This window comes from Parageobacillus caldoxylosilyticus (assembly GCF_019272935.1).
Taxonomy (GTDB): domain Bacteria; phylum Bacillota; class Bacilli; order Bacillales; family Anoxybacillaceae; genus Saccharococcus; species Saccharococcus caldoxylosilyticus.
Map to the genome: position 1 here is coordinate 921,528 of NZ_CP040553.1, position 23,351 is coordinate 944,878.

Consider the following 23,351-nt stretch of genomic DNA (forward strand, 5'->3'; position numbering starts at 1 on the left):
CTATAACCTCCAAGCTGTGTAATGTATTATTAGTTTATGTGGTACAAACAGAATGCGTTTCTCTTTTTTCATCACGTTTTGCTTTTTCGGATATCATCAGCATTTGCCAAAAAACAGTTGCCAAAAATTCACGCAATGTAAAAGCAGAACCGACAGATCCACAAGCAGCAGTCACTATTCAATGATGTCGCAGCGCTTCTTGCTTTACTTGTATTCGTGGACAATTATAGCAAACAAAAAAGAGCGGGAATCGCTCTTTTTACGCATCCACTTTTTCCATCGCCCACTCGACTAGCGAGGCACCGCCGGCAATCGCCAAGATGATCAGCAGCGGTTGAAATAATACAGGGTAAAGCATATCTCCGATATAAAGAATAGCCGCACACCAAATTCCTGTGCACCAATAGCAACTTAACAGCTCGCCAATCCAATGACGCAATCCGCTTCCTTTAATATGCAAAAATGACTGTACCGTTCCGTCAGGCAATGTTTCTTCGGTGATTTCATGGAAAGGCTTTCGCAAAAAAGATGTAATCGCATCATACATCAACAATCTCGTTAGGCGAAACGTTCCTAAAATAAAAAGAAAAAGTTCAGTCGCCGTCACGCTGTTCTGCTTCCTCCTTCCCCGATAACCCAATTAACGTAACAGAAACAACCTCCTTTCTCGGAATGACAAATGTTCCCGAAACCGTATCGATGGTGATTTCCGTTCCATCATATTTGCGAATTATTCCTTCCTTTTCTCCACCCTTGCTAACAAGCTTGCATCTCATATGAGAGTGGGGTTCAGTCAGGCTTGCCAAAAACGATAATTGTTCCTCCAATGACATCTGTTGAAACTGCTTTTCCTGCTGCTGAGTCTGGTTTTCTTGCACAATTTCGTCGTTCTCCCATTCGCTTTGCTCGATGGTCGCTTTGCTTTTAAACGTCTGCTGCATATAAGCGATTGCACGCTCCAATTTAGGCTGCACAATATAAAGAAGCGGTTCGTTTTCCACTATGTCACGCCGTTTCATCGGTAGCCCCCTCCTTTTTCGACTGTTGCCTTATATATGTATGCGATTCATTTTGAGAATATTGCCAAGAAGTTGGGCAAAAAAATTGAGCTGCTCCATTATCTATCGGAACAGCTCAAACAGTCAAACAGTTAAAGATAGCGGCTGCCTGCAATCTTTTTATGTTAATATCCTAAAATATGATATCCAGAATCAACATGAATAATTTCGCCCGTAATGCCGCGCGACAGGTCGCTAAATAAGAACAGCGCCGTATCGCCAACTTCTTCTTGCGTCGTCGTGCGGCGAAGCGGGGCGCGTTCTTCGATTTGTTTTAAAATCGAATTAAAATCGCTGACCCCTTTTGCCGATAATGTACGAATCGGTCCGGCAGAAATAGCATTGACGCGGATGCCGTATTTTCCTAAATCGTTGGCTAAATATTTAACGCTTGCATCGAGCGCCGCTTTTGCAACTCCCATAATATTATAATTTTGGACGACGCGCTCGCCGCCAAGATATGTCAGCGTAACAATGCTTCCACCTTCCGTCATCAGCTCTTTTGCTTCTCTGGCAACCGCGGTTAATGAATAAGCGCTAATATTATGGGCAAGCAAAAAGCCTTCGCGGCTCACTTTCATATACTCTCCATTTAAGTCTTCTTTGTTTGCATAGGCAATACAATGGGCCACACCGTGAATGACACCGACTTGTTCCTTAATTTGCTTAAAGCATTGAACAATTTCCTCATCTTTTGTCACATCGCAAGGCAGCAGAAGGGAGCTTTCATCTTCAAGCGTATCGACAAGCGCGCGCACCTCTTTTTCAAAACGCTCTCCGGCATACGTAAAAACGAGACGCGCCCCCGCGGCATGCAAAGATCTTGCGATTCCCCAGGCGATGCTGCGTTTATTCGCCACTCCCATCACGACATATGTACGTCCCTTTAACGATAAATTCATTCGTCATCCTCCTATATCCATTACAATTAATATTTGTTATTAGTACCTAGTGTTAACTTTATTATATGATAAGTTACTAGGAAAGTAAATGAGACAAACCCCTTTGCAAAAATATCGTAATTCGTTAATATGATATATGGCACGTTTTTATCATGACGGAGAGGATCATCATATGGAACGAGATCGTTTATCACAGTCCAAGCTGGATTATAATTTGTTGTTTATTTTGTTTTTAATGGCTATCGTCAGCGCGATCGCAATTCATAGCGCAGAGGCTACATTACCGGAAAAATTGCAGCATGTCAATTTCGCCTATAAGCAATTGCAATGGTATGGAATTGGCGCCGTTGTGATCGCCTTAACGATGATTATCGACTATGACCGTTTTTTTCAAATCGCCTGGTATTTATATGGATTTGGCATGTTGCTGTTGCTTGGGTTAGAATTGAACGTCCCTGGCACTGTCACGATTAAGGGGGCGACAAGCTGGTATGCTCTTCCAGGCGGAAACTTTCAGCCGTCCGAGCTGATGAAAATTTTTATGATTATCGTCCTTGGCCGCGTTATCATCAATCATCGCGAGAAATATCCAGAGCCGACCGTGAAAGATGACTTTAGGCTGCTTGGCAAAATCGCCTTAACTGTTTTGCCGCCGCTCATCTTGCTGATGAAACAGCCGGACTTAGGAATGTCGATGGTGTTTGTCGCCATTACCGGTTCGCTTGTGCTCGTTTCCGGCATCCGCTGGCGCATTATTTTTGGCATCATCTTTTCCGGAATAGCGGCTGCGGCAATTCTTGTGTTTATTTTCTTTCAATTCCCTGATTTTTTCCACAAATATATTTTAGAGGATTACCAGCTAAACCGCTTCTACGGTTGGCTTGCCCCGTACGAATATTCGAATGAACAAGGATTCCAGCTTATTCGCTCCCTGCTTGCGATCGGATCAGGAGAATTGTATGGAAAAGGATTTGGCAATATTCAAGTATACCTCCCGGAAGCACATACCGACTTTATTTTCGGCATCATCGCCGAACAGTTCGGGTTTATCGGCGCCAGCGTCGTCATTTCGCTCTTTTTCCTGCTTGTTTACCGCATGGTTCATATTGCGTTAGAAAGCAACGACTTATATGGAAGCTACCTATGCGCCGGCGTTATCGGCATGATTACCTTCCAAGTCTTTCAAAACGTCGGCATGACGATCGGTCTTTTGCCAATCACCGGTCTGCCTCTTCCATTTATTAGTTACGGGGGAAGTTCGCTCGCCACTTACATGCTGGCAATTGGTCTTGTGCTCAATGTTCATTCGCGCACGAAAAAATTTATGTTTTCCACTGAAGAGTAAAAAGCCGCATGATCAGCGGCTTTTTATTTTATACTAGTCATATGAGAAAGGAGAACAACCTCATGCAAATCGATATTATTGGCGATGTTCATGGATGTTACAACGAGTTTGTCAAGCTTACGGAACAGCTTGGCTATCAATGGAACAGCGGCATTCCCATTCATCCCGATGGACGAAAGCTCGGCTTTGTCGGAGATTTAACCGACCGCGGTCCGCAATCATTGCAAACGATCGAAACCGTCTATTCTCTTGTCAGGGAAAATCTGGCATATTACGTTCCCGGCAATCACTGCAATAAACTATACCGCTTTTTTTTAGGAAGAAACGTGCAAATTGCACACGGTCTTGAAACAACGGTAGCGGAGTATCGCTCGTTGCCGCCGAGCGAGCAGGTGATGATTCGCAAAAAATTTATGAAGCTGTATGAAACGGCGCCGCTGTATGCCCAGCTCGACAACGGTCGCCTGATTATCGCCCATGCCGGAATCCGCCAAGACTACATTGGGCGAACCGACAAAAAAGTGCAAACGTTCGTGCTTTATGGCGATATTACGGGGGAAACGAATCCGGATGGAACGCCCGTGAGACGAGACTGGGCAAAACATTACAAAGGAGAAGCATGGATTGTATACGGCCATACTCCCGTCAAACAGCCTAGAATCATCAATCATACGATCAACATCGACACCGGCTGCGTATTTGGCGGCGCTCTGACTGCTTTTCGCTATCCGGAAATGGAAACGGTCTCGGTTCCATCTTCTTTACCATATGTTCCGGAAAAATTCAGAACGTTTGATTAGCACCATCCCTGCCCCTATTATCGGATCCGCTCGATCAGCCGCTTCATATCATCAGGAAGCGGACAGGAAAACGTATATTGCTGTTGCTTCAACGGATGAAAAAACGAAAGCTCTTTGCTGTGCAGCGCCTGGCGGCTAATCGCTTCCCGGCTTCCGCCATACAATTCATCCCCAACGAGCGGATGCCCAATATGGGCCAAATGAACGCGAATTTGGTGAGTGCGGCCTGTCTCTAACCGCAGTGATAAGTGTGTATAGTCATGAAACCGTTGCAACACGCGAAAGTGAGTAACGGCTCGCTGGCCGTCTTCGCGAACCTCTCGCGCAATAATGCTGTCGTTTTTGCGGGCGATGGGCGCATCAATGGTCCCTTCGTCCTTGCCGACACGTCCGTGACAAATCGCTTCATAACGCCTCGTTACTTTGCCTTGTTTTTGCAAAGTGGACAAAAGATGATGAAGATGACGGTGCTTGGCGACCAGCACAAGCCCGGAAGTGTCACGGTCGAGCCTCGTGACAACGTGAATCGTTGACGCTAGCTGCTGCTTTTGATAATGATAAAGCAAGGCGTTCGCCAGGGTCCCTCCAGGGTGCTGGCGCGATGGAATCGTCGCCATCCATGGCGGCTTGTTGATCACCAATACATACTCATCCTCATATACGATATCCAACGGAATCGCCTCCGGTGCCATTCCTTCGCTTGGAAGCTCCGGAGGAAATACGACCCGCAGCCTCTCCCCTTCGCCAAGGCGGTGGCGGACCGTCACCGGCTGATCATTGACATAAATAGCTCCGCCATGAAATTTAATATCGGTCAACGCCGTTTTCGAAATGCCATTTTCTTTTAAAAACTCGCGAATAAGCTTGCCTTCCTCTTGTTTCGTAATAACCCAAGTGAGCGTAAACTGCGACAACACTGTCTACCTGCCTTTATGTGTTTATTTGTCAATCGGCAATAAAGGAATCGCGCACCCGCTTCCAAAACGGAAACGGCCGGAAACGGGCAAACCGGATTTTTTCGTCTGCGACGCGGCATTGAATCGATTTCACATCTTTATGCAAAAGCGATAGATGGTCAATCGTAATTTGAAAATCGACATCGTTTACCGGCTTTAACATACATGTATGATGGGCAGGGAGAACAAGCGGCGACCCGATCGTTCGGAATACCCGGTTGTTAATCGACGCCATCTCGGTAACTTGAATTGCTTCAAGCGACGGATGCAAAATCGCGCCGCCCAATGCCTTGTTATAGGCCGTGCTTCCCGTTGGCGTAGAGATGCATAACCCGTCGCCGCGAAACGTTTCAAATAGATCGCCGCGGATTTCTACATCAATGACAAGCGTACCGCTGACGCTCTTTACCGTGCATTCATTTAAGGCAAGATATTTTGCCTCCCGTCCCCCGTTTATGTAGCGGATAATTACTTCCAGCAATGGGTATTCGACAACCTGATACGGTGTTTTCGCAATAGCGATGACAAGCTTTTCAATTTCCTCCGGCACCCAGTCGGCGTAAAAGCCTAAATGTCCGGTATGTACGCCAACAAATGCCGTTTTATCCAAGCGACGGCAATAGCGATGGAACGCATACAATAGTGTCCCGTCACCGCCCACGGAAATGACAAGATCGGGAGTATCCTCATCGTACTGTAAATCAAAATCCAATAGATACGTTTTGATTTTTTGCGTCAGCGTGTTGGATGTTTCATCCCCTTTGGAGGTGATTGCAAATTTCAGCGGCGCTTGTGTTCCTCTCATAATTGTTCCCCTTTTGTTTCCTGTTTTCGTGAAAAAGCGGCTTGCGCTTCTTGAATTTCAAAACGAATTTTCGACATTTCTTCATCTAAACGATAGGCTGCTTCAGCGGCGCGCTGCAGTCTTGCTTTAATATCTTCAGGAAAACGGCCGCTATATTTATAATTTAACGAATGCTCAATCGTCGCCCAAAAGTTCATGGCAAGAGTGCGGATTTGAATTTCAGCTAAAATTTTCTTCTCTCCATGTATCGTCTGCACTGGATAGCGGATGACGACATGATAGGAACGATAGCCGCTTTCCTTCTTCTGTGTAACGTAATCCCGCTCCTCAACGATTTCAAAGTCGTTTCGTTTCCGCAGCAGCTCTACTACTGTCTTAATGTCATCGACAAATTGGCACATCATCCGCAGCCCGGCAATATCTTGCATTTGTTCTTCCAGTTTATCAAGCGGAATGTTTTTCTTTTGCGCCTTATCCAAAATGCTGGCGACTGGCTTCACTCTTCCAGTGACAAATTCGATCGGCGAATGCACCCCCAACATTTCAAACTGGGCGCGCATCCCTTTGAGCTTTACCTTTAGCTCTTCAACTGCCTGCTTATACGGTGCCAAAAATAAATCCCAATGTTTGACCATCGTACCACCTGCCAATGTTATGTAAGAAAAATTTCTTTTACGGCCTGCTCCATTTGTTCGCCATAATTGGCATTGCCGTCAATATTTTCGATCAAATAAGTTAACTCTTCCTTAAAGCTTGTTAATTCAAGCTCCAGCTCTCCGCTTTTTAGTACAACGGCAGCCTCTTCTGCCAATGCTTGTTTCACATCGTTCCAAAACTCATATGGAATCGCGACGTAAATAAAATCTTCGTCCGTTTCCAATATATAAATAAACGAAAGATGGTCGGAATCCACAAGCATATGACCTTTTGGCCTCGCTTCTTCAAGCGAAAATGGAGGATGATCATTAATGAGATATAATCGTCTGTCTTTTCTTTCCACTTTTTCGATCACTAATTTTTTGCGCATGCCAAATCTCCTTCCACATCAACAATCCTCTTTTATTTTACCATAATCACCCTATGCGCAATAAATAATTGATATTCAATGATAAACATCCGATAATAAAACTGAAACGGATGGATAGAGGAGAGAAACGATGCGTCAAGAAATCGAAATCGAATTTAAAAATTTACTGACAAAAATGGAATTCACACAAATCCGTGAAGTGTTTCACATTAATGACCACGCTTTTGAACGTCAAGAAAATCATTATTTGGATACACCGCAATTCGCATTAAAGGAAAAACAGGCAGCCTTGCGCATCCGTGTCAAAAACGGCATTTACACATTAACATTAAAGCAGACGAAGGCAGAAGGAGTGCTGCTCGAGACACATCAGCGCCTTACAAAAGAGGAGGCGGGCGCCCTTTTAAACGGCACGGCCGTTGTTCAAGGGAAGGTAGCGGCCATTCTTCAGGAAATCGGCGTGCCGCCCGCAGCGCTCCATCATTTTGGCACGTTAACGACCGATCGCGCTCAATGGACGTACAAAGGTGGAACGCTGTTTCTTGACCGTAATTATTACCTAGGTACAGAGGATTACGAGTTGGAATACGAAACGGAAGATGTAGAAAACGGAAAACAGCAATTTTTACAGTTGCTTTGTTCGCTGCATATTCCGATCCGGCCAGCGCCAAATAAAATTCAGCGCTTCTATGCAAAAAAATATCAAATGGAGGAGTAGCGATGACCGTTCCTACCATAAAATTACTATTAGAGCTTCAGGCGTTGCAAAATTTCTCCGCCCAACGCCCAACCTCATGGGAACAAAATCAGCCATGGTCGTTTACGCAGCTGTTGCAGCAATACATAGCAAAGCAGCCGATGCCGCAAGCCGCTGAAAATCAAGGCACGGCTGCGCCAGCCAGCCATGAAGCGGCATCCAGCTTTAAACATACCGATATCGATACACTGATCGCCCAAGCTGCCAAAAAATATGGTGTAGACGCGCAGCTGATTCGCGCCGTTATTCGCCACGAATCGAATTTTAACCCAAACGCACGCAGCCATGCAGGCGCCCTTGGCCTTATGCAACTGATGCCAAGCACCGCAAAGATGCTTGGGGTCGATAATCCATTCGATCCGGCGCAAAACATTGAAGGTGGCACAAAATATTTGCGCAAGCTATTAGACCGCTATAATGGCAATGTCGCGCTTGCCCTTGCCGCATACAACGCCGGTCCGGGGAACGTCGACCGCTACAAAGGAATTCCACCGTTTGCCGAAACAAAAGCATATGTAAAGAAAATCCTTGACACATACTACTCGTAACGCGTTCACAATTGAATCCATTTTTTGAAGCAATTGCTTCTTGTTCTTCAAGTCACTTTATTTGAGATAAATACGCTTCATTGCTAAAATAGCAGTAAAATCATTGTACACCATATTTTACGCACAAAGGAGCATTCACGATGGCTGAACAATGGCAAACACTTTACGAGGCGATCGGTGGGGAAGAAACGGTTGCAAGGCTTGTGGAAGCTTTTTATAAACGCGTTGCCAAACATCCAGATTTAAGCCCCATTTTCCCGGATGATTTAACGGAAACAGCACGAAAGCAGAAGCAATTTTTAACGCAATATTTAGGCGGGCCGCCCCTTTACACGCAGGAGCATGGGCATCCAATGCTGCGGGCGCGCCATTTGCGGTTTGAAATTACGCCGACCCGGGCTGAGGCATGGCTTTCCTGCATGCGTGCGGCGATGGATGAAGCCGGCCTGTCTGGACCTGCGCGCGAGCAATTTTATCATCGTCTCGTGCTAACGGCCCACCATATGATTAATACCCCAGACAATTTGGAAAGAAAGGAGCATTCCCTTGAATGACAAGTTAGCTGGGAAGCCAGCACCGGAGTGGTGGTCTGCTTCCCAGCCGCGCTGCAACGAGAAAAAACCGTTAGAGATTTATTTGTTCATTGATCCTTTATGTCCAGAATGCTGGGGGCTTGAACCAATTATTAAAAAGCTGGTAATTGAATACGGACGCTTTTTTACATTGAAACATGTCCTAGGCGGAAAATTGTCGACGCTCAATACTCGGAAGCACCAAAAGCCGGAAACAATCGCCAAAGTGTGGGAGCGGACGGCGAGCCGTTCAGGAATGTCATGTGATGGAAGCCTATGGCTGGAAAATCCGATTTCTAGCCCGTTTGCCCCATCGATCGCTATCAAAGCGGCAGAATTGCAGGGGAAACGCGCAGGAATCCGTTTTTTGCGCAAATTGCAGGAATTATTATTTTTGGAAAAACAAAATGTATCTGACATCTCTGTATTAATCGATTGCGCTGCACACGCTGGACTGGATGTCGATGAATTCATTCGCGATTTACATTCGCCAAGCGCAGCAAAAGCGTTTCAGTGCGACTTAAAAATTACGTCAGAGATGGATGTCCATGAAATTCCAACGCTCGTCTTTTTTAACGAAAACATTGAGGATGAAGGCATTAAAATTTCCGGATGTTATCCTTATGAAATTTACGTTGAACTTATTTATGAAATGCTTGGCTTCCAGCCAGAACCATCCCCTCCTCCCCCACTCGAGTCATTTTTAAGCCATTTCAAATTCGTCGCCACGAAAGAGATTGCCGTTGTTTACAATATGACTGTCCATGAGGCCGAAACAGAAATGAAAAAGCTGCAGCTGAAACAAAAAGTTAAAAAAGTACCGGTCAAACATGGGACATTTTGGCGCTATATTTCCGAAAAAAAATAAAAAACAAAGAAAAAGCCCGGCATTCAGCCGGGCTTTCAGACTGTTGACAAAATGGGTTTCAGATATATTCATCTGAAACCCATTTTGTCGTTTATTGTCAAGACAACAAAGGGGATGGGAGAAATTTTTCACGGTCAAACAAAGGGGTATTAAGTTTTGTGATTTCATTCACGATATTATCTTAACAAATCGCAGCAAGGTTTGACAACCACTTTGTGCTTTTGTTCACATTATTGTCATAAATGTGGAAAAGCGCATGTATTTCTTTGCGCCATTCATATAATAAAAGTAAAAATCCACTAAGGGGGAGGAAAAGCATGAAAAAACGAATGGCACTATTTCTCTGGGGGATCGCCATGCTGACGGCATTTTGCCTAAATTTGTTTGGCCTCATGCATCTTATTCCTATGCTTATTACAATGCCGCTTTTATTTTTGACGATTTTCGGCTTTATCTCCACTTGGAACAGCCGCAACCAATTTAGAGGATTTTATCAAAAACGAATGTGGCATTGACGCCACATTCGTCTTAAACCAGTTATGATAACAGCTTTTCCATTTCCTCCAGTTTCTCCGCAAACACTTGGCATGCTTGACGAATCGGTTCCGTGCTCGTCATATCTACCCCGGCTTTTTTCAACACTTCAATCGGATAATCGGAGCTTCCCGCCTTCAAAAATTCAATATAGCGCTTCACCGCCGGCTCTCCTTCTTCAAGTATTTGTTTGCTTAATGCCGTCGCGGCGCTGAAACCCGTGGCATATTGATACACATAATAATTGTAATAAAAATGCGGAATGCGCGCCCACTCTAAGCCAATTTCCTGATCAACGACAATGTCATCGCCAAAATATTTTTTATTTAATTCATAATAGAGAGAAGTCAATGAATCAGCAGTCAGCGCCTCTCCTTCCTGCGCTTTCATATGGATCATATGTTCAAACTCAGCAAACATCGTTTGCCGAAAAACCGTTCCGCGGAACCCCTCTAAATAATGGTTAAGCAAATATAATCGTTTTTTCTCATCGTCGATCGTTTTTAATAAATAATCACTTAACAGCGCTTCATTGCATGTCGACGCGACCTCAGCGACAAAAATGGAATAATCTCCATATGGATACGGCTGCGTTTTGCGTGTGTAATAACTATGCACAGAGTGGCCAAATTCGTGAACTAACGTAAATAAATTATTCACGTTATCCTGCCAGTTTAGCAAAATATACGGATGGGTGCCATATGCCCCTGACGAATAGGCGCCGCTCCGTTTTCCTTTATTTTCGCGCACATCGACCCAGCGATTTTCAAGACCTTCTTTGACGATGCTAATATATTCTTCACCGAGCGGAGCAAGTCCTTTTAACATGTACTCTTTCGCTTCTTCATACGTGACTTCCATTTTCACGTCTTGAACAAGCGGCGTGTATAGATCATACATATGAAGCTCATCAAGTCCAAGCACTTTTTTGCGCAGGCGGATATAGCGGTGCAACAGCGGCAGATGCTCATGGACCGTTTCAATCAAATTATCGTAGACACTTTCCGGAATATTGTTGCTGCTTAATGCCGCTTCCCGTGCCGATTTGTAGCGGCGGACGCGCGCAAAGAAGTTATCTTTTTTCACCGCTCCGCTTAACGTGCTGGCAAACGTATTTTTATATTTTTCATACGTATCGTACACGGCTTTAAACGCATCACGGCGCACGCGTCGGTCTGTGCTTTCTAAAAAGCGGATAAAGCGGCCGTGCGTCACTTCCACTTCTTCGCCATTTTCGTCAATAATCGTCGGGAACGTTAAATCGGCATTATTCAGCATGCTAAAAGTAGACGAAGACGATTGCATCACCTCTGCCGCTTGGGCAAGCAGCGCCTCTTCCTCTGCCGACAGCACGTGCGGACGCTGGCGGTTAATTTCGTCTAACGCATGTTCATACAGTTTCAATTCTTGTTTCTCTTCTAAAAACGAACGCAATTTTGCCTCATCGATCGATAAAATTTCCGGAACGATAAACGCCATTGCGCTCGACGCTTCGCTGTACAAGCTTGTTGCTCGATCGTTAAGACCTTGGTAAAAAGCGTTTGTTGTATCTTGGTCGTAGCGCATATGTGCATATGTATACAGCTTGCCAAGGCGCATGGACACTTCGTCCTGGTATTGGAGCGCTTCGTACAGCACATCCGCCGATTCTCCTAATCGGCCTTGATACTCCGCTAATTTCGGAATCATTTTTTTCACTTCTTGAAATTCTTGCTCCCACGCTTCGTCCGTCGGGAAAATATCCTCTAAACGCCACGTTTCCTCAACAGGAATTTCGCTGCGTGACGGCAGCGATTTTTTCGTTTGTTTCGCTTCCATTTTGTCAACCTCCTTTGGAAAATTATATCATACATCATATTCGCTTTTTACTATCATTTCCTGTTTTCAAAAATAAATGTTTACGACCAGTGCTTCAGTTCCAGCTTCCATACATAATCGCGAAGCGACGACATCATTTTTATTTGTTCGGCCATCTGCTTGTCTTGCTTTATCACTTCATCGATGGTTGTCGGAAACGTAAGCGGTTTTACGAAACGGATCGCATGGCGGTTTTTCCACTGGATATAGCCCAGCCCCGCAAGCAATTGCAAATACTCATAAACCGCCTGTGTATAGCGCTGTCCTGTGGCAAGCGGCAGCACGCGGAGTGCAACCCGCCCTGTCCTTATTTTTTCCTCGATAAAGCGATAAATGGAGTGGAGCGTGACAGTCCGCCCTTCCGATCGCAGCAATGGAATCAGCACGTACGTTTGCCAAATAAACGGCGGTGTTTCCAACAAATAGCCATGGTGAAGCGGCCAGCCTGCTTCGGTGGGAAAAAGGGAAGGAATGATGCCAAAACGGTAAAAATCGGCACAAATCAACCTTGTTGTTTTATTTGGATATAAAGTAAACGTAAGCCGCCATTGCTTTTTATGATGGAGCCACTCGTCCCAAAATGACGGTGGCAGCAAATCCGCAGAAGAAAAAAGCAAATCGGAGAACGAAAGCGAATGTAACGGGAAAACGAGCGGAATGGCAAATGCATGGCGAACGGATAGCGGAATAAGGCGAACGAGGCGGGTAAGCCGTTTGGTATGCGGACAGTAGTAAAAAAGAAGCGGGCGGGGAATAAACGGAAAATGATGAGCAAACATCCATTGAAAGCGGGAGATGGAAACATAGCGGGGCATGTTGGACTGGTAGCGCAAATGGTGGGCGCCGAGGATCCAAATTGGACGAATTCCTGCCAGGCGATAAGCGTGGTTGCGTTTTTGAAACAGCGGTTCACTAATCGTAGAACATTGATATTCCAAGGCATAAATATGATGGTGATACTGAACCAAAATATCCGGCCGCTGCTGCGTCGATGGCAAATATGGCTCCAATTTGACCGGTATGCCCTGTCGCTTAATCCAGGCAAATAAATCTAATTTTCCGGTTACATGGCGGGCGGACTCTGGTTCATGTTCGTACGGACAAGCGGTGCCTTTTTTATGGGCAAAATGCGGAATACGGTGATTGCCGAGCTTTAATACCACTTCCTGCCGGCACGCGGGGCAAAAGAACGTTTCTCTTTTCTTTAACTGAATCAGTCTTTCTTTTGCCCATCTTCCTGCTAATGAAACCATTTCCCCATTTTGCAGCATGGCAATCAGCAAAGCGGGCACATCCTTTCGCATTATGGGATATGGTGAATATTTCGACAAAAGCGGCGGTTTTTCCTATCGTCGAATAAAAAAAAACCGGGGCATCACCCGGGCGCATGTTTACAACAAAGGCGACAACAGCCGTGATATCGATTCGACGACGCGAATCGATAATGGACGCTGCTGGAATACTTTATAATCGATTTCATTGGCATCGTTTAAATCTTCCATAAAATCAGCGACCAGCTTGTTCGTGCTATCGGTATGGTATAAAAACGCATTGATCTCAAAATTCAGATGAAAGCTGCGCATATCCATATTCGCTGTGCCGATGGACGCCAGCTCGCCATCAACGATCATCACTTTACTGTGCAAAAATCCTTTCTCATATTCATAAATTTTTACACCAGCTTCCAACAACTCCGGAAAATAAGATCTGGAAGCATAAAAGACAAGCTTTTTATCCGGCCGCTTTGGCGCTAAAATACGGACATCGATGCCGCTTAAGGCGGCAACTTTTAACGCCGTTAAAATGTCCTCATCAGGAACAAAGTACGGGGAGGCAATCCAAATCGACCGTTGTGCTGACGTAATCATCGCAAAATATAAGTGCTTGATAACCTCCCATTTTTGGTCCGGTCCCCCGGCGATTAATTGAACCCCTCCTTGGCCTTCGTAATGGACTAGTTCAGGTGATAAGTATTCTGGCGTAAATAATTTTTCTTCGGTCATATAATACCAGTCTTGCAAAAAAATAAGCTGCAGCGTCCGCACCGCTTCTCCGCGAATCCATAAATGCGTATCACGCCAAAAACCAAAATATTTGTTTTTGCCTAAATATTCATCACCGATGTTTAAACCACCGACAAAACCAACCGTCCCATCAATAACGATAATTTTCCGATGGTTACGAAAATTTATTTTATTGTTTAAAAATGGGAGGCGAACCGGCGAAAAAGGAATCATTTCTACTCCCGCATCACGCAGCTCTTGAATATAGGTTTTCGACAATTTCCAGCTGCCAACGGCATCATAAAGAAACCGGATTTGTACTCCTTGTCGGGCTTTTTCCATTAAAACCTTTTTTAGTTCTTGTCCTACTTCATCATGACGGACAATATAATATTCCAAATGAATATGGTGTTTCGCTTTTTTCAGCTCGTCAAAAATGGCAGAAAAAGTTTCTTGTCCATTCGTCAGCACCTTCGTTTTGGAAGCGAGAGAAACAGGACTTTTTCCAATATGATATGCAAGATAAAGCAATGGTCGCTGATGCTCCGCAATTGGCAACCGTGTGATGTTCCATTTTGTCTGCTCTTGAAATTTTAAGAATGTCTCTTCATCAAATTCGGCTTTCTTTTTAAAACGGCGCTGTTGCCAGTAATTCCTTCCAAATAATAAATAAAACAAAAAACCAACAAGCGGAAAGCTTCCTAACACAGCAAGCCAGGCAATCGTCTGGGCCGGCTTGCGATTTTCTAACGAAATAACAAAAGCGATAAAAACGACCGAACAAGAAATGAACACACTTAAAACGCCAAGTAGCCTTTCTTCCCAATAATTTTTCGTCAAAAATAAAAAAATTGCTACTATTGACGCAAAAATAACAACCCTTAACGCGTTTCTCAACAAAGTTCCCCCTACCTACTTTAAGCATTATAGCGGAGAAAACGCCGATTTCCAACAGCGAAATCGGCGGCTACTTTTCAGGTGCAACTATTTCAATGGAAAGCATGTTTTAAGCGTCTCTAAAGCATTGTCACGAATGACTTCTTTCCCATATTCCTCTAAACGGTAAATGGTTACTTGCGAATCCGTTCCATATTCTAAAAGCAAGCTGAGTATATTGTCAATCTCATGTTCTGTATAATCTTCTTCGTTAAATTGCACAAACAAATAGTAACGTTCTTCAAATTGGAAAAGATGGTTGACAAGTCCTGTAAAATCAGCACGATGGGCTAGGGCAATGACGTCTTCGATATCTTTGAAACAAATGGTAAACTGGAGAACTTCATGGTCGTCCTTATCCGCAAACGACTCATCGCCGCGCGAAATATGGAAATGGTGATCCAAAATCTCCTCAATTTTTTCATCAACCGGAACGGAAAAATCACGCAATTTGTCCTCTGGAAGCGGAAGTTCCAGCTTACTTCCATCTTTTGATAACTGCGCTTTCGTCACCAAAACTTCTAATCCTTTCTCTAACGCCTGCACCTGGATCCAAAGAGGGCCATCAAGGGAAAAATCCCCTTCACTATGGACTTCATCCATCATTTCCCAAAATAATTCTTCACTGCGCTCACGGTTATACCAAATTTCTTCGCGGTCAAAACCGCGCTCTTCTATATCAACATAAGAAATATAAAATTTAACGGTATATTCATTAATGCGTTCTATTTCCACCTGCCGAACTCTCCCTTCTGAAAAAGAATAAAATTGAAGGGATTTTTACCCCTAAAAATTCTATTTAAATACAAGATTATGTCTTGTACTTTTATTTTATGATAAAAAGCGAAAGAAGGGAAACAAAAAAACGCATTTTTAAAAATTGGGCATGAAATACACCCTGTCCTACTATAATGATGATGAAAACAAATGAAACGAGGGACACGCGAAATGGACGAATATGTGATCTCCATTCTGCTCATCATTGGCATTGATGTTATCCTCGGTGGGGACAATGCTGTGGTCATCGCGTTGGCAAGCCGAAAGCTGCCGGAACAAAAGCGAAATATCGCGATTGTTCTTGGTACAGCGCTGGCCATTTTCGTTCGTATACTTCTGACGATCATGGTAGTAATGTTATTGAAAATTCCTTTTTTACAGCTAATTGGCGGTTGTATTTTGCTTTGGATCTCCTTAAGGCTGCTCGTTCAAAAAGAAGAAACACATGCATCGATTAAATCGGAAACATCGCTTTGGAAGGCGATACAGACAATTGTAATAGCCGATGTAGTCATGGGGTTGGATAATGTGATCGCGATCGCTGGAGCTGCTCAAGGCCATGCTTCCCTCGTGGTCTTTGGCTTCTTGTTTTCTGTTCCTATTATCATTTTAGGCAGCAAACTCATTCTTTATGCGATGGAACGTTACTCCTTCCTTATTTACATCGGCGGAGCGTTGTTGGCCTATACTGCCGGGAAAATGATCACGGCCGAACAGCAAATCCGCCATTTATATGACAGTGCTTTCGCATGGAAACCAGTATTTCCGTTTGTTACGGCCGGGGTGACCGTACTGCTTGGTTTCATGATTAATCGGCGCAGGTTTCACCGCTGGACCTAAACCGAATTCGTTGCTAAATTCCGGAGATGATAAAAAACTTCTACATGGCGGACCATGTAGAAGTTGATTCTCCTTATTCGTTAACAAGCCGCTGCGCTTGGCGAAGCTGATATGCCCGCACTTTGCGCGGCAAGAAGCGGCGAATTTCATCTTCGTTGTAGCCGACTTGAAGCCGTTTTTCATCGATAATAATCGGTCTCCGCAAAATTCCTGGATTTTTTTGAATTAGCTCATATAAATCTTGAAGCGGCAATGTTTCAAGATTTATATTCAGCTTTTGAAACACTTTTGATCGTGTTGAAATAATCTCGTCGGTTCCCGTTTCTGTCATACGTAAAATTTCTTTAATCTCCTCAATCGTTAACGGTTCGGAGAAAATATTGCGTTCAACATAAGGAATATTATGTTTTTCCAGCCATGCTTTTGCTTTCCGGCATGACGTGCAACTTGGCGAAATATACAATTTCACCATCTATCTCACTCCCTTTCAACAAGGATCACCTTGTCTTCTATACCAACAGAACGAACTAGCTATCCATTGTGCACGGAACCTCGGCACGATAGAAATCGGCAGGTTCTAGCGTCCAAAGGAGTTTTTTCTACATCTTCGTATAGACGGTCACTCTGGTTCCACTGGACTTTCATGGACAAACACCTCGTTGGTGCTGCGCGTCCTGTCGGCTCGGTTCAAAACCGATCCTCACTTCATCCCGATGGCTCCAGCCACGGGCTTTCGTTATCCAATTTAAAATTAGTCTAACATGATATATTATACAATAAATATATAAATAAAGATATAGTTTTTCAAAAAAGTCCCTTATTTTCTTACTTAATTTTCACCGCTTCTTCCAATACACAGAAAAATCCTCTACAATAAAATTAGAACGACTGAAGGGGGAAGGAGCAATGGCGCAATATTTTATCGATTTCATCATCACTTCCGTATTGATCGTCGGAATTACTGCATTAATGGGGGTCATTGCGAACGGCATTGGTGAACGCATTTTCGGCGGTTCAAAACGAAAAGAACACGTCAACGAATCAAAATATATACAAAGCGGCTGGAATCTCGTCGGCGGCAAAAATAAAACGATCTCTTAAGCTGAGATCGTTTTATTTATACATCGATTGATATGTTTTATATTCCGCCTCTGAGCATAATACGAAATGACCTGGGGTAATTTCGCGGAATTCCAGCTCTTCCCCTTCTTTATAATTATGCTGTGACGGGTCGTAAATAATCCGTTTCCGCGTCCGTTCCGTTTCCGGGTCAGGAAGCGGAATTGCCGATAAGAGCGCTTTTGTGTATGGATGAATTGGATTGCGGTACAATTCTTCCGCATTGGCAAGCTCGACCATTTTGCCGAAATACATTACGCCAATGCGGTCGCTAATGTATTTGACCATCGACAAATCGTGCGCGATAAACAAATACGTCAATCCTTTTTCGCGCTGCAGTTTTTTCATCAAATTCACCACTTGCGCCTGAATTGACACGTCAAGCGCGGAGATTGGCTCATCGGCAATAATAAACTCCGGTTCCACTGCTAGAGCGCGGGCAATCCCGATCCGTTGGCGCTGGCCGCCGGAGAATTCATGCGGATAGCGGTTGGCATGTTCACGGTTTAAGCCGACCGTCTCAAGCAGCTCATATACACGCTGCATCCGCTCTTCTTTCGTTTTCGCCAGACCGTGAATATCGATGCCTTCAGCGATAATATCCGCAACGGTCATGCGCGGATTAAGCGACGCGTACGGGTCTTGGAAAATCATTTGCATTTTTCGCTTTAATACTTTTGACTCTTTGGCTGAGTGCTTGCCATGGACATTGATACCATTAAAAAGAACTTCTCCGCCCGTAGCCTTATATAGCCCGATAATCGTCCGTCCCGTCGTTGATTTACCACAACCTGATTCCCCAACAAGACCAAGTGTTTCTCCTTTATAAATGTCAAAGGTAACGCCATCTACAGCTTTAACGACATTCCCGCCACCCACTGGAAAATATTGTTTTAAATTTTTCACTTCAATGAGCTTTTGTTTTTCAGGCATATTACTCACTCTCCCTTACAATAATTGGTTGAGGGTAGTTAGTGGAGAGCTTGCGTAATCGACGTTTTACCGCTTCGGGTGGCTCTACTTTTGGTGCATCCGGATGAAGCAGCCATGTTGCCGCATAATGGGTATCAGAAATTTGGAACAACGGCGGTTCCATTTCAAAATCAATTTTCATCGCATACGGATTACGTGGCGCAAACGCATCTCCCTTTGGAGGATTCGTCAAATCCGGCGGCGATCCTGGAATCGATGCCAACTCTGCCTTATCATCACTATCAAGACTTGGCATGGAAGCAAGCAAGCCCCACGTATATGGATGTCGCGGATCGTAAAAAATTTCATCAACCGTTCCCATTTCAACAATTTTCCCTGCATACATCACAGCAACGCGATCAGCTACGTTGGCTACTACGCCTAAATCATGAGTAATAAAAATAATGGCTGTCCCTGTTTTTTTCTGTATATCTTTCATTAATTCTAAAATTTGCGCTTGAATGGTTACATCGAGAGCAGTGGTTGGTTCGTCGGCAATTAATAACTTCGGATTGGAAGCCAAAGCAATGGCAATCATCGCACGTTGTCTCATCCCCCCAGAAAATTCATGCGGATATTGATTTACACGCTTTTCTGGCATTGGAATTCCAACCAATCGCAGTAATTCAATCGCCCGCTCTTTTGCCGCTGATTTAGGCAACTTTTGATGTTTCATGATCACTTCCATAATTTGATGTCCGACTTTCATCGTTGGATTGAGCGATGTCATCGGATCTTGAAAAATCATTCCAATATCTCTTCCACGAATTTGTTCCATTTCTTTATCCGTTTTTTTGACAAGATCTTCCCCATCAAATAGGATTTGACCGTTTTTTATTTTTCCAGGCGGAGTAGGAATAAGACGCATAATCGTTTGTGAAGTGACGCTTTTTCCAGAACCTGATTCCCCTACAATCGCTAATGTTTCACCCTTATTTAAATAGAAGCTCACTCCACGAACAGCCTGTACTTCTCCACCATATGTTTGAAACGATACCTCTAAATTTTTCACTTCCAACAGTTTTCCCATACTCTCACACCCTACTTGCGTAATCTTGGATCTAATGCATCACGTAGCCCGTCTCCCACTACATTAAAAGCAAACATAGTTAAGCAAATAAATGTAGCCGGGAAAAACAGACGCCATGGATAATATTGCAATGCCTGTACCCCTTCTGAAGCCATTGTTCCCCAACTTGCTAACGGCTGTGGAACACCTAATCCTAAATAGCTTAAAAATGCCTCTGTAAAAATGGCGTTAGGAATCGTTAACGTCATCGTAACAAGGATCGAGCCCATGGCATTAGGAATCAAATGCTTAAACATGATTCTGGACGTGCTCGCGCCAAGTGTCCGCGCTGCCAATACATATTCTTGGTTTTTCAACTGCAACACTTGTCCCCGAACAATACGAGCCATATTTACCCAGCCAGTAATCGTCATTGCAAGGATCATGGTTCCTAACCCTTGTCCCAAAATAACCATTAATATGATGACTAAAAGCAAATATGGAACTCCATATAAAATATCAGCGATGCGCATCATGATTTCATCCGTTTTTCCGCCACGGTAGCCAGCAATTCCTCCCCAAAGCACTCCGATCACCAAATCGATCAGCGCAGCTGCCAATCCGATAAATAAAGAGATACGAGCACCATACCATGTGCGAGTAAATATATCACGTCCAAGTTCATCGGTTCCAAACCAATGTTTGGAAGAAGGCGGCTGGTTTGTATTCATTAAATCATTCGTTGCATAATCATATTTTGTCATGTACGGACCAAAAATGGCCATGAACACTAAAAGAATTAATAGAATTAATCCAAACATAGCCAATTTATTTTTTCGAAAACGTATCGAAACATCTTTCCAAAACGAAAGGCTCGGTTTTGACAACTTCTCCGCTTCTCCAACATTGGCTACCGCTGGCTGGAACATCTCTTTCGGAATCTGCTGCATGATTACTCCCCTTTCTTACCACCGGCTAACTTAATGCGTGGATCAATAAAGCCATAAGCAATATCAACGAGCAGCACAGACAATAATAGTAGAATACTGTAAAACACCGTGACACCCATAATCGTTGTATAGTCGCGATTGGTAATGCTTGTTACAAAATGGCTTCCAAGTCCTGGGATGCCAAAAATCTTTTCAATCACAAAGCTACCCGTTAAAATTTGTGCAGACAAAGGACCTAAATAAGTTACAACTGGAAGTATCGCATTGCGAATGGCGTGTTTTACTGTGATTTGTCCTTGTGAGAGCCCTTTCGCTTTCGCCGTGCGAATATAATCATTGCCTAATACTTCTAACATACTGGAACGAGTTAAACGGGCAATAAATGCCATTGGCATTGCTGCAAGAGCAAGCGCAGGCAAAACAGTATGTTGCAGCGATTCCCAACGCGCAACTGGAAACCAGCCTAGTTTGATCGCTAAAAAATACTGCAAAATGGACGCCATAATAAAGCTTGGAACAGAGATTCCTAGAACCGCGAAAACCATCGCCGCATAATCTTGCCATTTATTATGGTTTAAAGCCGCAATAATTCCCAGTAAAACTCCAATACTTATGGCGATTAATAACGATTCCATACCGAGGAAAAAGGAAACCGGAAATCCTTCATTAATTAAATCGTTAACAGTCTGTCCTTTATATTTAAATGAAGGACCGAAATCCCATTTAGCAATAGAAACCAAATAATCAAAGTATTGGATATACCAAGGGCGATCGAGTCCATAATATTCGTTCAAGTTTTTCTCGATCTCTGGCGGAACTTGTTTTTCGCTCGAGAACGGTCCTCCCGGAGCAGCACGCATTAAAAAGAATGTCACTGTTACAATTAAAAACAAAGACATAAGCATGTAGAGCAAACGTTTGCTTATATATCTCAACAAATTTCCTACACCTCCATTTTCTGCAAAAAATACCTTAACAGGAATGAAGGTATATGAGGTCTCCCTCATATACCTTCTTATCACCTTTCACGACGTACGATTTTATTCAAAATATGCCCATTTAAATTGGACATCGCCAAGGCCGGACATTTCTACACCTTTTAAGTTATCTTTTTGCACCCACGTATTCGTGTAGAAATAGATTGGCGCGATTGGCATTTCATCCATTAAAATGGCTTCTGCCTGTTTTAGCATTTCTTTGCGTTTTTCAGGATCTTTTTCTTTTTGGGAATCGATTAATAACTGTTTATATTTCGGATTTTCCCAGTTTGTATCATTATTTCCGCCCTTTTTGTCGCGGAACAGCTCTAGGAAGTTGATTGGATCGTTAAAGTCGCCTAGCCAACCCATACGGCCGATTTGATAGTCGCCAGAATGCAATTTATCAATGTAAACTGCCCACTCAGCATTCTCAAGTTTTACTTCAACGCCCAAGTTTTTCTTCCACATATCTTGAATCGCCTGAGCAATTTTCGCATGTTGATCATCAGTATTAAACGATAGGGTAATAGGCGGCAAATCTTTCACATCTTTTAATCCAAGCTCTTGAAGGCCTTTTTTCAAGTATTCTTTTGCTTTTTTCACATCATTATCTTTGAAATAACCTTTTTTGTTCTCAGGGAACATCGTTGGCGGCACTGCAGCCATAGCCGGAATTTGTTCGCCTTTTGTTACGTTTTCGACAATCGCTTTGCGATCGATGGCGTACGCCAGCGCTTTACGAATGTTGACGTTGTTCAACGGCGGTTTTTCCGTATTAAATTTATACCAGTAAACACCAGCAATTGGTTGAACGTGTAATTTACCTTCCTCTTTTAATTTTGGCAAAGAGTCTGGAGGCAATTGACCAGTAGGCATACCCGCCCAATCCAACTCACCATTATCAAACATAGAAAGCTCTGTGTTGGTATCGTTGACCATAACCATTTCAATTTTTGTTAATTTTACATTTTTCGCATCCCAGTAATTTTCGTTCTTTTCCAAAACGATTTTGTTATTATGTTCCCAAGAAACCATCTTGAATGGTCCGTTCGAAGTGTAGTCAGGACCAGCGTTTGTATACCATTTTGGATTTTTCTGAGCAATTTTGCTATTTACTGGGAAATACGTATAGAACGCTGTTAATTCTAAGAAGTAAGGTGTTGGGTTCTCAAGCGTAACTTGTAACGTTTTATCGTCAATTGCTTTTACACCAACATCTTCTGCTTTTGCTTTTCCTTCGTTAAATGCTTGACCATTTTTAATGTAATAAAGCTGATATGCATATTGCGATTGATTTTTCGGATCAAGTGCCCATTTCCACGCATATTCGAAATCTTTCGCAGTAACTGGATCGCCATTGGACCATTTTGCATCACGCAATTTGAATGTGTATGTTTTTAAATCTTTAGAAACTTCATAACTCTCAGCCATCGCTAACTCAGGCTTGCCGTTTTTAATACGGGTTAACCCTTCAAATGTTTGGTTTAAAACGTTACTAGAAACACTATCATTGGCTAGGCCTGGGTTTAGTGAGAATGGCTCTGTTTTAATGTTAATATGCAATTCTTGCGGAACATTGGCGGCTTTGTCCCCGCTTTTTCCTTTCTCACCGGCGGATTCATCACCTTTTTGGAAACCACCACACGCAGAAAGGAAAAGGCTCAATACCAACATTAAGCTAAAAAGAACAGAAAGCCTTTTCTTCATAGATTTCCCCCCTAAAAATAATTTTTTAT

The 23,351-nt window shown here is 43.5% G+C and carries 26 protein-coding genes; 9 read left to right on the forward strand and 17 right to left on the reverse strand.

The window, feature by feature from the left end; all coding sequences use genetic code 11:
• Positions 1-259: 259 nt before the first annotated feature.
• The 3 genes from BV455_RS04730 to fabI form a co-directional block, all read right to left on the reverse strand.
• Positions 260-607 (reverse strand): DUF1360 domain-containing protein, encoded by a 348-nt coding sequence (locus BV455_RS04730; RefSeq protein WP_042411087.1) that lies wholly within the window; start codon positions 605-607, stop codon positions 260-262.
• Entirely contained in the window at positions 594-1,019 is a 426-nt protein-coding gene (locus tag BV455_RS04735; RefSeq protein WP_017436295.1) for a hypothetical protein, read from the reverse strand. The genes BV455_RS04730 and BV455_RS04735 overlap by 14 nt, the downstream gene beginning before the upstream one ends.
• Positions 1,020-1,183: 164 nt before the next feature.
• Entirely contained in the window at positions 1,184-1,960 is a 777-nt protein-coding gene (gene fabI / locus BV455_RS04740; RefSeq protein WP_017436296.1) for an enoyl-ACP reductase FabI, read from the reverse strand.
• A 172-nt stretch (positions 1,961-2,132) separates the two neighbouring features.
• On the opposite strand from fabI, the gene BV455_RS04745 reads away from it, so the two are divergent.
• The gene (locus BV455_RS04745) at positions 2,133-3,305 is read left to right on the forward strand and encodes an FtsW/RodA/SpoVE family cell cycle protein (protein ID WP_017436297.1); all 1,173 of its coding nucleotides are present in this window, start codon (positions 2,133-2,135) and stop codon (positions 3,303-3,305) included.
• A 62-nt stretch (positions 3,306-3,367) separates the two neighbouring features.
• Positions 3,368-4,105 carry a bis(5'-nucleosyl)-tetraphosphatase PrpE gene (prpE, locus tag BV455_RS04750; protein ID WP_017436298.1) on the forward strand — a complete coding sequence of 246 codons (738 nt, stop codon included), beginning with the start codon at positions 3,368-3,370 and terminating at the stop codon, positions 4,103-4,105.
• A gap of 17 nt (positions 4,106-4,122) precedes the next feature.
• Here the strand turns inward: prpE and BV455_RS04755 are convergent, their stop codons facing one another.
• Genes BV455_RS04755 through BV455_RS04770 form a run of 4 tightly spaced genes read right to left on the reverse strand, consistent with a single transcriptional unit; the run spans position 4,123 to position 6,893 of the window.
• Positions 4,123-5,019, reverse strand: a complete 897-nt coding sequence (locus BV455_RS04755) for an RluA family pseudouridine synthase (protein ID WP_017436299.1) — start codon at positions 5,017-5,019, stop codon at positions 4,123-4,125.
• 31 nt (positions 5,020-5,050) lie between these two features.
• Entirely contained in the window at positions 5,051-5,866 is an 816-nt protein-coding gene (locus tag BV455_RS04760; RefSeq protein ID WP_017436300.1) for an NAD kinase, read from the reverse strand.
• Positions 5,863-6,501 carry a GTP diphosphokinase gene (locus tag BV455_RS04765; protein ID WP_017436301.1) on the reverse strand — a complete coding sequence of 213 codons (639 nt, stop codon included), beginning with the start codon at positions 6,499-6,501 and terminating at the stop codon, positions 5,863-5,865. The genes BV455_RS04760 and BV455_RS04765 overlap by 4 nt, the downstream gene beginning before the upstream one ends.
• 17 nt (positions 6,502-6,518) lie before the next feature.
• The gene (locus tag BV455_RS04770) at positions 6,519-6,893 is read right to left on the reverse strand and encodes a UPF0738 family protein (RefSeq protein ID WP_017436302.1); all 375 of its coding nucleotides are present in this window, start codon (positions 6,891-6,893) and stop codon (positions 6,519-6,521) included.
• 130 nt (positions 6,894-7,023) lie between these two features.
• Here BV455_RS04770 and BV455_RS04775 point away from each other — a divergent pair, with 130 nt between their 5' ends.
• The 5 genes from BV455_RS04775 to BV455_RS04795 all read left to right on the forward strand — a co-directional run bounded on the left by BV455_RS04775 (position 7,024) and on the right by BV455_RS04795 (position 10,153).
• A complete protein-coding gene (locus BV455_RS04775) occupies positions 7,024-7,611 on the forward strand; it encodes a CYTH domain-containing protein (RefSeq protein ID WP_042411085.1) in 588 nt (195 codons plus the stop codon).
• Positions 7,612-7,613: 2 nt separating this feature from the next.
• Positions 7,614-8,198: a lytic transglycosylase domain-containing protein gene (locus BV455_RS04780; protein WP_042411083.1), complete on the forward strand. Its 585-nt coding sequence runs from the start codon at positions 7,614-7,616 to the stop codon at positions 8,196-8,198.
• Between the two features lie 140 nt (positions 8,199-8,338).
• Complete coding sequence (locus tag BV455_RS04785; RefSeq protein WP_017436305.1) at positions 8,339-8,752, forward strand: globin domain-containing protein; 414 nt, start codon at positions 8,339-8,341, stop codon at positions 8,750-8,752.
• A complete protein-coding gene (spxH, locus tag BV455_RS04790; RefSeq protein ID WP_017436306.1) occupies positions 8,745-9,638 on the forward strand; it encodes a ClpXP adapter protein SpxH in 894 nt (297 codons plus the stop codon). The genes BV455_RS04785 and spxH overlap by 8 nt, the downstream gene beginning before the upstream one ends.
• Positions 9,639-9,955: 317 nt before the next feature.
• A complete protein-coding gene (locus BV455_RS04795) occupies positions 9,956-10,153 on the forward strand; it encodes a hypothetical protein (protein ID WP_017436307.1) in 198 nt (65 codons plus the stop codon).
• A gap of 22 nt (positions 10,154-10,175) precedes the next feature.
• On the opposite strand, the gene pepF is transcribed toward BV455_RS04795, so the two are convergent.
• The 4 genes from pepF to mecA all read right to left on the reverse strand — a co-directional run bounded on the left by pepF (position 10,176) and on the right by mecA (position 15,703).
• Positions 10,176-11,990, reverse strand: a complete 1,815-nt coding sequence (gene pepF, locus BV455_RS04800; protein WP_017436308.1) for an oligoendopeptidase F — start codon at positions 11,988-11,990, stop codon at positions 10,176-10,178.
• A gap of 80 nt (positions 11,991-12,070) precedes the next feature.
• Complete coding sequence (locus tag BV455_RS04805) at positions 12,071-13,312, reverse strand: competence protein CoiA (protein ID WP_218687785.1); 1,242 nt, start codon at positions 13,310-13,312, stop codon at positions 12,071-12,073.
• A 108-nt stretch (positions 13,313-13,420) separates the two neighbouring features.
• Positions 13,421-14,929, reverse strand: a complete 1,509-nt coding sequence (cls, locus tag BV455_RS04810; RefSeq protein WP_061579851.1) for a cardiolipin synthase — start codon at positions 14,927-14,929, stop codon at positions 13,421-13,423.
• A gap of 87 nt (positions 14,930-15,016) precedes the next feature.
• Positions 15,017-15,703 carry an adaptor protein MecA gene (mecA, locus tag BV455_RS04815; RefSeq protein WP_042411078.1) on the reverse strand — a complete coding sequence of 229 codons (687 nt, stop codon included), beginning with the start codon at positions 15,701-15,703 and terminating at the stop codon, positions 15,017-15,019.
• 213 nt (positions 15,704-15,916) lie between these two features.
• Between mecA and BV455_RS04820 the strand changes: the two genes are divergently transcribed.
• Positions 15,917-16,585, forward strand: coding sequence for a TerC family protein (locus tag BV455_RS04820; RefSeq protein WP_017436312.1), 669 nt, complete (start codon positions 15,917-15,919; stop codon positions 16,583-16,585).
• 73 nt (positions 16,586-16,658) lie between these two features.
• Here the strand turns inward: BV455_RS04820 and spxA are convergent, their stop codons facing one another.
• Entirely contained in the window at positions 16,659-17,057 is a 399-nt protein-coding gene (gene spxA, locus BV455_RS04825) for a transcriptional regulator SpxA (protein WP_017436313.1), read from the reverse strand.
• Between the two features lie 434 nt (positions 17,058-17,491).
• Between spxA and BV455_RS04830 the strand changes: the two genes are divergently transcribed.
• Positions 17,492-17,686, forward strand: a complete 195-nt coding sequence (locus BV455_RS04830; RefSeq protein ID WP_017436314.1) for a hypothetical protein — start codon at positions 17,492-17,494, stop codon at positions 17,684-17,686.
• Positions 17,687-17,698: 12 nt separating this feature from the next.
• On the opposite strand, the gene BV455_RS04835 is transcribed toward BV455_RS04830, so the two are convergent.
• The 5 genes from BV455_RS04835 to BV455_RS04855 form a co-directional block, all read right to left on the reverse strand.
• Positions 17,699-18,637 (reverse strand): ABC transporter ATP-binding protein, encoded by a 939-nt coding sequence (locus tag BV455_RS04835; protein WP_218687786.1) that lies wholly within the window; start codon positions 18,635-18,637, stop codon positions 17,699-17,701.
• A 1-nt stretch (position 18,638) separates the two neighbouring features.
• Positions 18,639-19,706 carry an ABC transporter ATP-binding protein gene (locus BV455_RS04840; protein WP_017436316.1) on the reverse strand — a complete coding sequence of 356 codons (1,068 nt, stop codon included), beginning with the start codon at positions 19,704-19,706 and terminating at the stop codon, positions 18,639-18,641.
• Positions 19,707-19,717: 11 nt separating this feature from the next.
• On the reverse strand, positions 19,718-20,635 hold the full coding sequence (locus BV455_RS04845) for an ABC transporter permease (RefSeq protein ID WP_017436317.1): 918 nt from the start codon (positions 20,633-20,635) through the stop codon (positions 19,718-19,720).
• Positions 20,636-20,637: 2 nt separating this feature from the next.
• Positions 20,638-21,573 carry an ABC transporter permease gene (locus tag BV455_RS04850; protein WP_026078559.1) on the reverse strand — a complete coding sequence of 312 codons (936 nt, stop codon included), beginning with the start codon at positions 21,571-21,573 and terminating at the stop codon, positions 20,638-20,640.
• A 102-nt stretch (positions 21,574-21,675) separates the two neighbouring features.
• Positions 21,676-23,322, reverse strand: a complete 1,647-nt coding sequence (locus BV455_RS04855; protein ID WP_061579850.1) for a peptide ABC transporter substrate-binding protein — start codon at positions 23,320-23,322, stop codon at positions 21,676-21,678.
• Between the last annotated feature and the right edge of the window lie 29 nt (positions 23,323-23,351).

What these genes read in the sequence shown, in the direction of transcription:
- BV455_RS04735 (WP_017436295.1), bottom strand. Translation starts at nt 1,019, where the DNA reads ATGAAACGGCGTGACATAGTGGAAAACGAACCGCTTCTTTATATTGTG.
- fabI (WP_017436296.1), bottom strand. Translation starts at nt 1,960, where the DNA reads ATGAATTTATCGTTAAAGGGACGTACATATGTCGTGATGGGAGTGGCG.
- BV455_RS04745 (WP_017436297.1), top strand. Translation starts at nt 2,133, where the DNA reads ATGGAACGAGATCGTTTATCACAGTCCAAGCTGGATTATAATTTGTTG.
- prpE (WP_017436298.1), top strand. Translation starts at nt 3,368, where the DNA reads ATGCAAATCGATATTATTGGCGATGTTCATGGATGTTACAACGAGTTT.
- BV455_RS04760 (WP_017436300.1), bottom strand. Translation starts at nt 5,866, where the DNA reads ATGAGAGGAACACAAGCGCCGCTGAAATTTGCAATCACCTCCAAAGGG.
- BV455_RS04765 (WP_017436301.1), bottom strand. Translation starts at nt 6,501, where the DNA reads ATGGTCAAACATTGGGATTTATTTTTGGCACCGTATAAGCAGGCAGTT.
- BV455_RS04770 (WP_017436302.1), bottom strand. Translation starts at nt 6,893, where the DNA reads ATGCGCAAAAAATTAGTGATCGAAAAAGTGGAAAGAAAAGACAGACGA.
- BV455_RS04775 (WP_042411085.1), top strand. Translation starts at nt 7,024, where the DNA reads ATGCGTCAAGAAATCGAAATCGAATTTAAAAATTTACTGACAAAAATG.
- BV455_RS04780 (WP_042411083.1), top strand. Translation starts at nt 7,614, where the DNA reads ATGACCGTTCCTACCATAAAATTACTATTAGAGCTTCAGGCGTTGCAA.
- BV455_RS04785 (WP_017436305.1), top strand. Translation starts at nt 8,339, where the DNA reads ATGGCTGAACAATGGCAAACACTTTACGAGGCGATCGGTGGGGAAGAA.
- BV455_RS04795 (WP_017436307.1), top strand. Translation starts at nt 9,956, where the DNA reads ATGAAAAAACGAATGGCACTATTTCTCTGGGGGATCGCCATGCTGACG.
- pepF (WP_017436308.1), bottom strand. Translation starts at nt 11,990, where the DNA reads ATGGAAGCGAAACAAACGAAAAAATCGCTGCCGTCACGCAGCGAAATT.
- BV455_RS04820 (WP_017436312.1), top strand. Translation starts at nt 15,917, where the DNA reads ATGGACGAATATGTGATCTCCATTCTGCTCATCATTGGCATTGATGTT.
- spxA (WP_017436313.1), bottom strand. Translation starts at nt 17,057, where the DNA reads ATGGTGAAATTGTATATTTCGCCAAGTTGCACGTCATGCCGGAAAGCA.
- BV455_RS04830 (WP_017436314.1), top strand. Translation starts at nt 17,492, where the DNA reads ATGGCGCAATATTTTATCGATTTCATCATCACTTCCGTATTGATCGTC.
- BV455_RS04835 (WP_218687786.1), bottom strand. Translation starts at nt 18,637, where the DNA reads ATGCCTGAAAAACAAAAGCTCATTGAAGTGAAAAATTTAAAACAATAT.
- BV455_RS04840 (WP_017436316.1), bottom strand. Translation starts at nt 19,706, where the DNA reads ATGGGAAAACTGTTGGAAGTGAAAAATTTAGAGGTATCGTTTCAAACA.
- BV455_RS04845 (WP_017436317.1), bottom strand. Translation starts at nt 20,635, where the DNA reads ATGCAGCAGATTCCGAAAGAGATGTTCCAGCCAGCGGTAGCCAATGTT.
- BV455_RS04855 (WP_061579850.1), bottom strand. Translation starts at nt 23,322, where the DNA reads ATGAAGAAAAGGCTTTCTGTTCTTTTTAGCTTAATGTTGGTATTGAGC.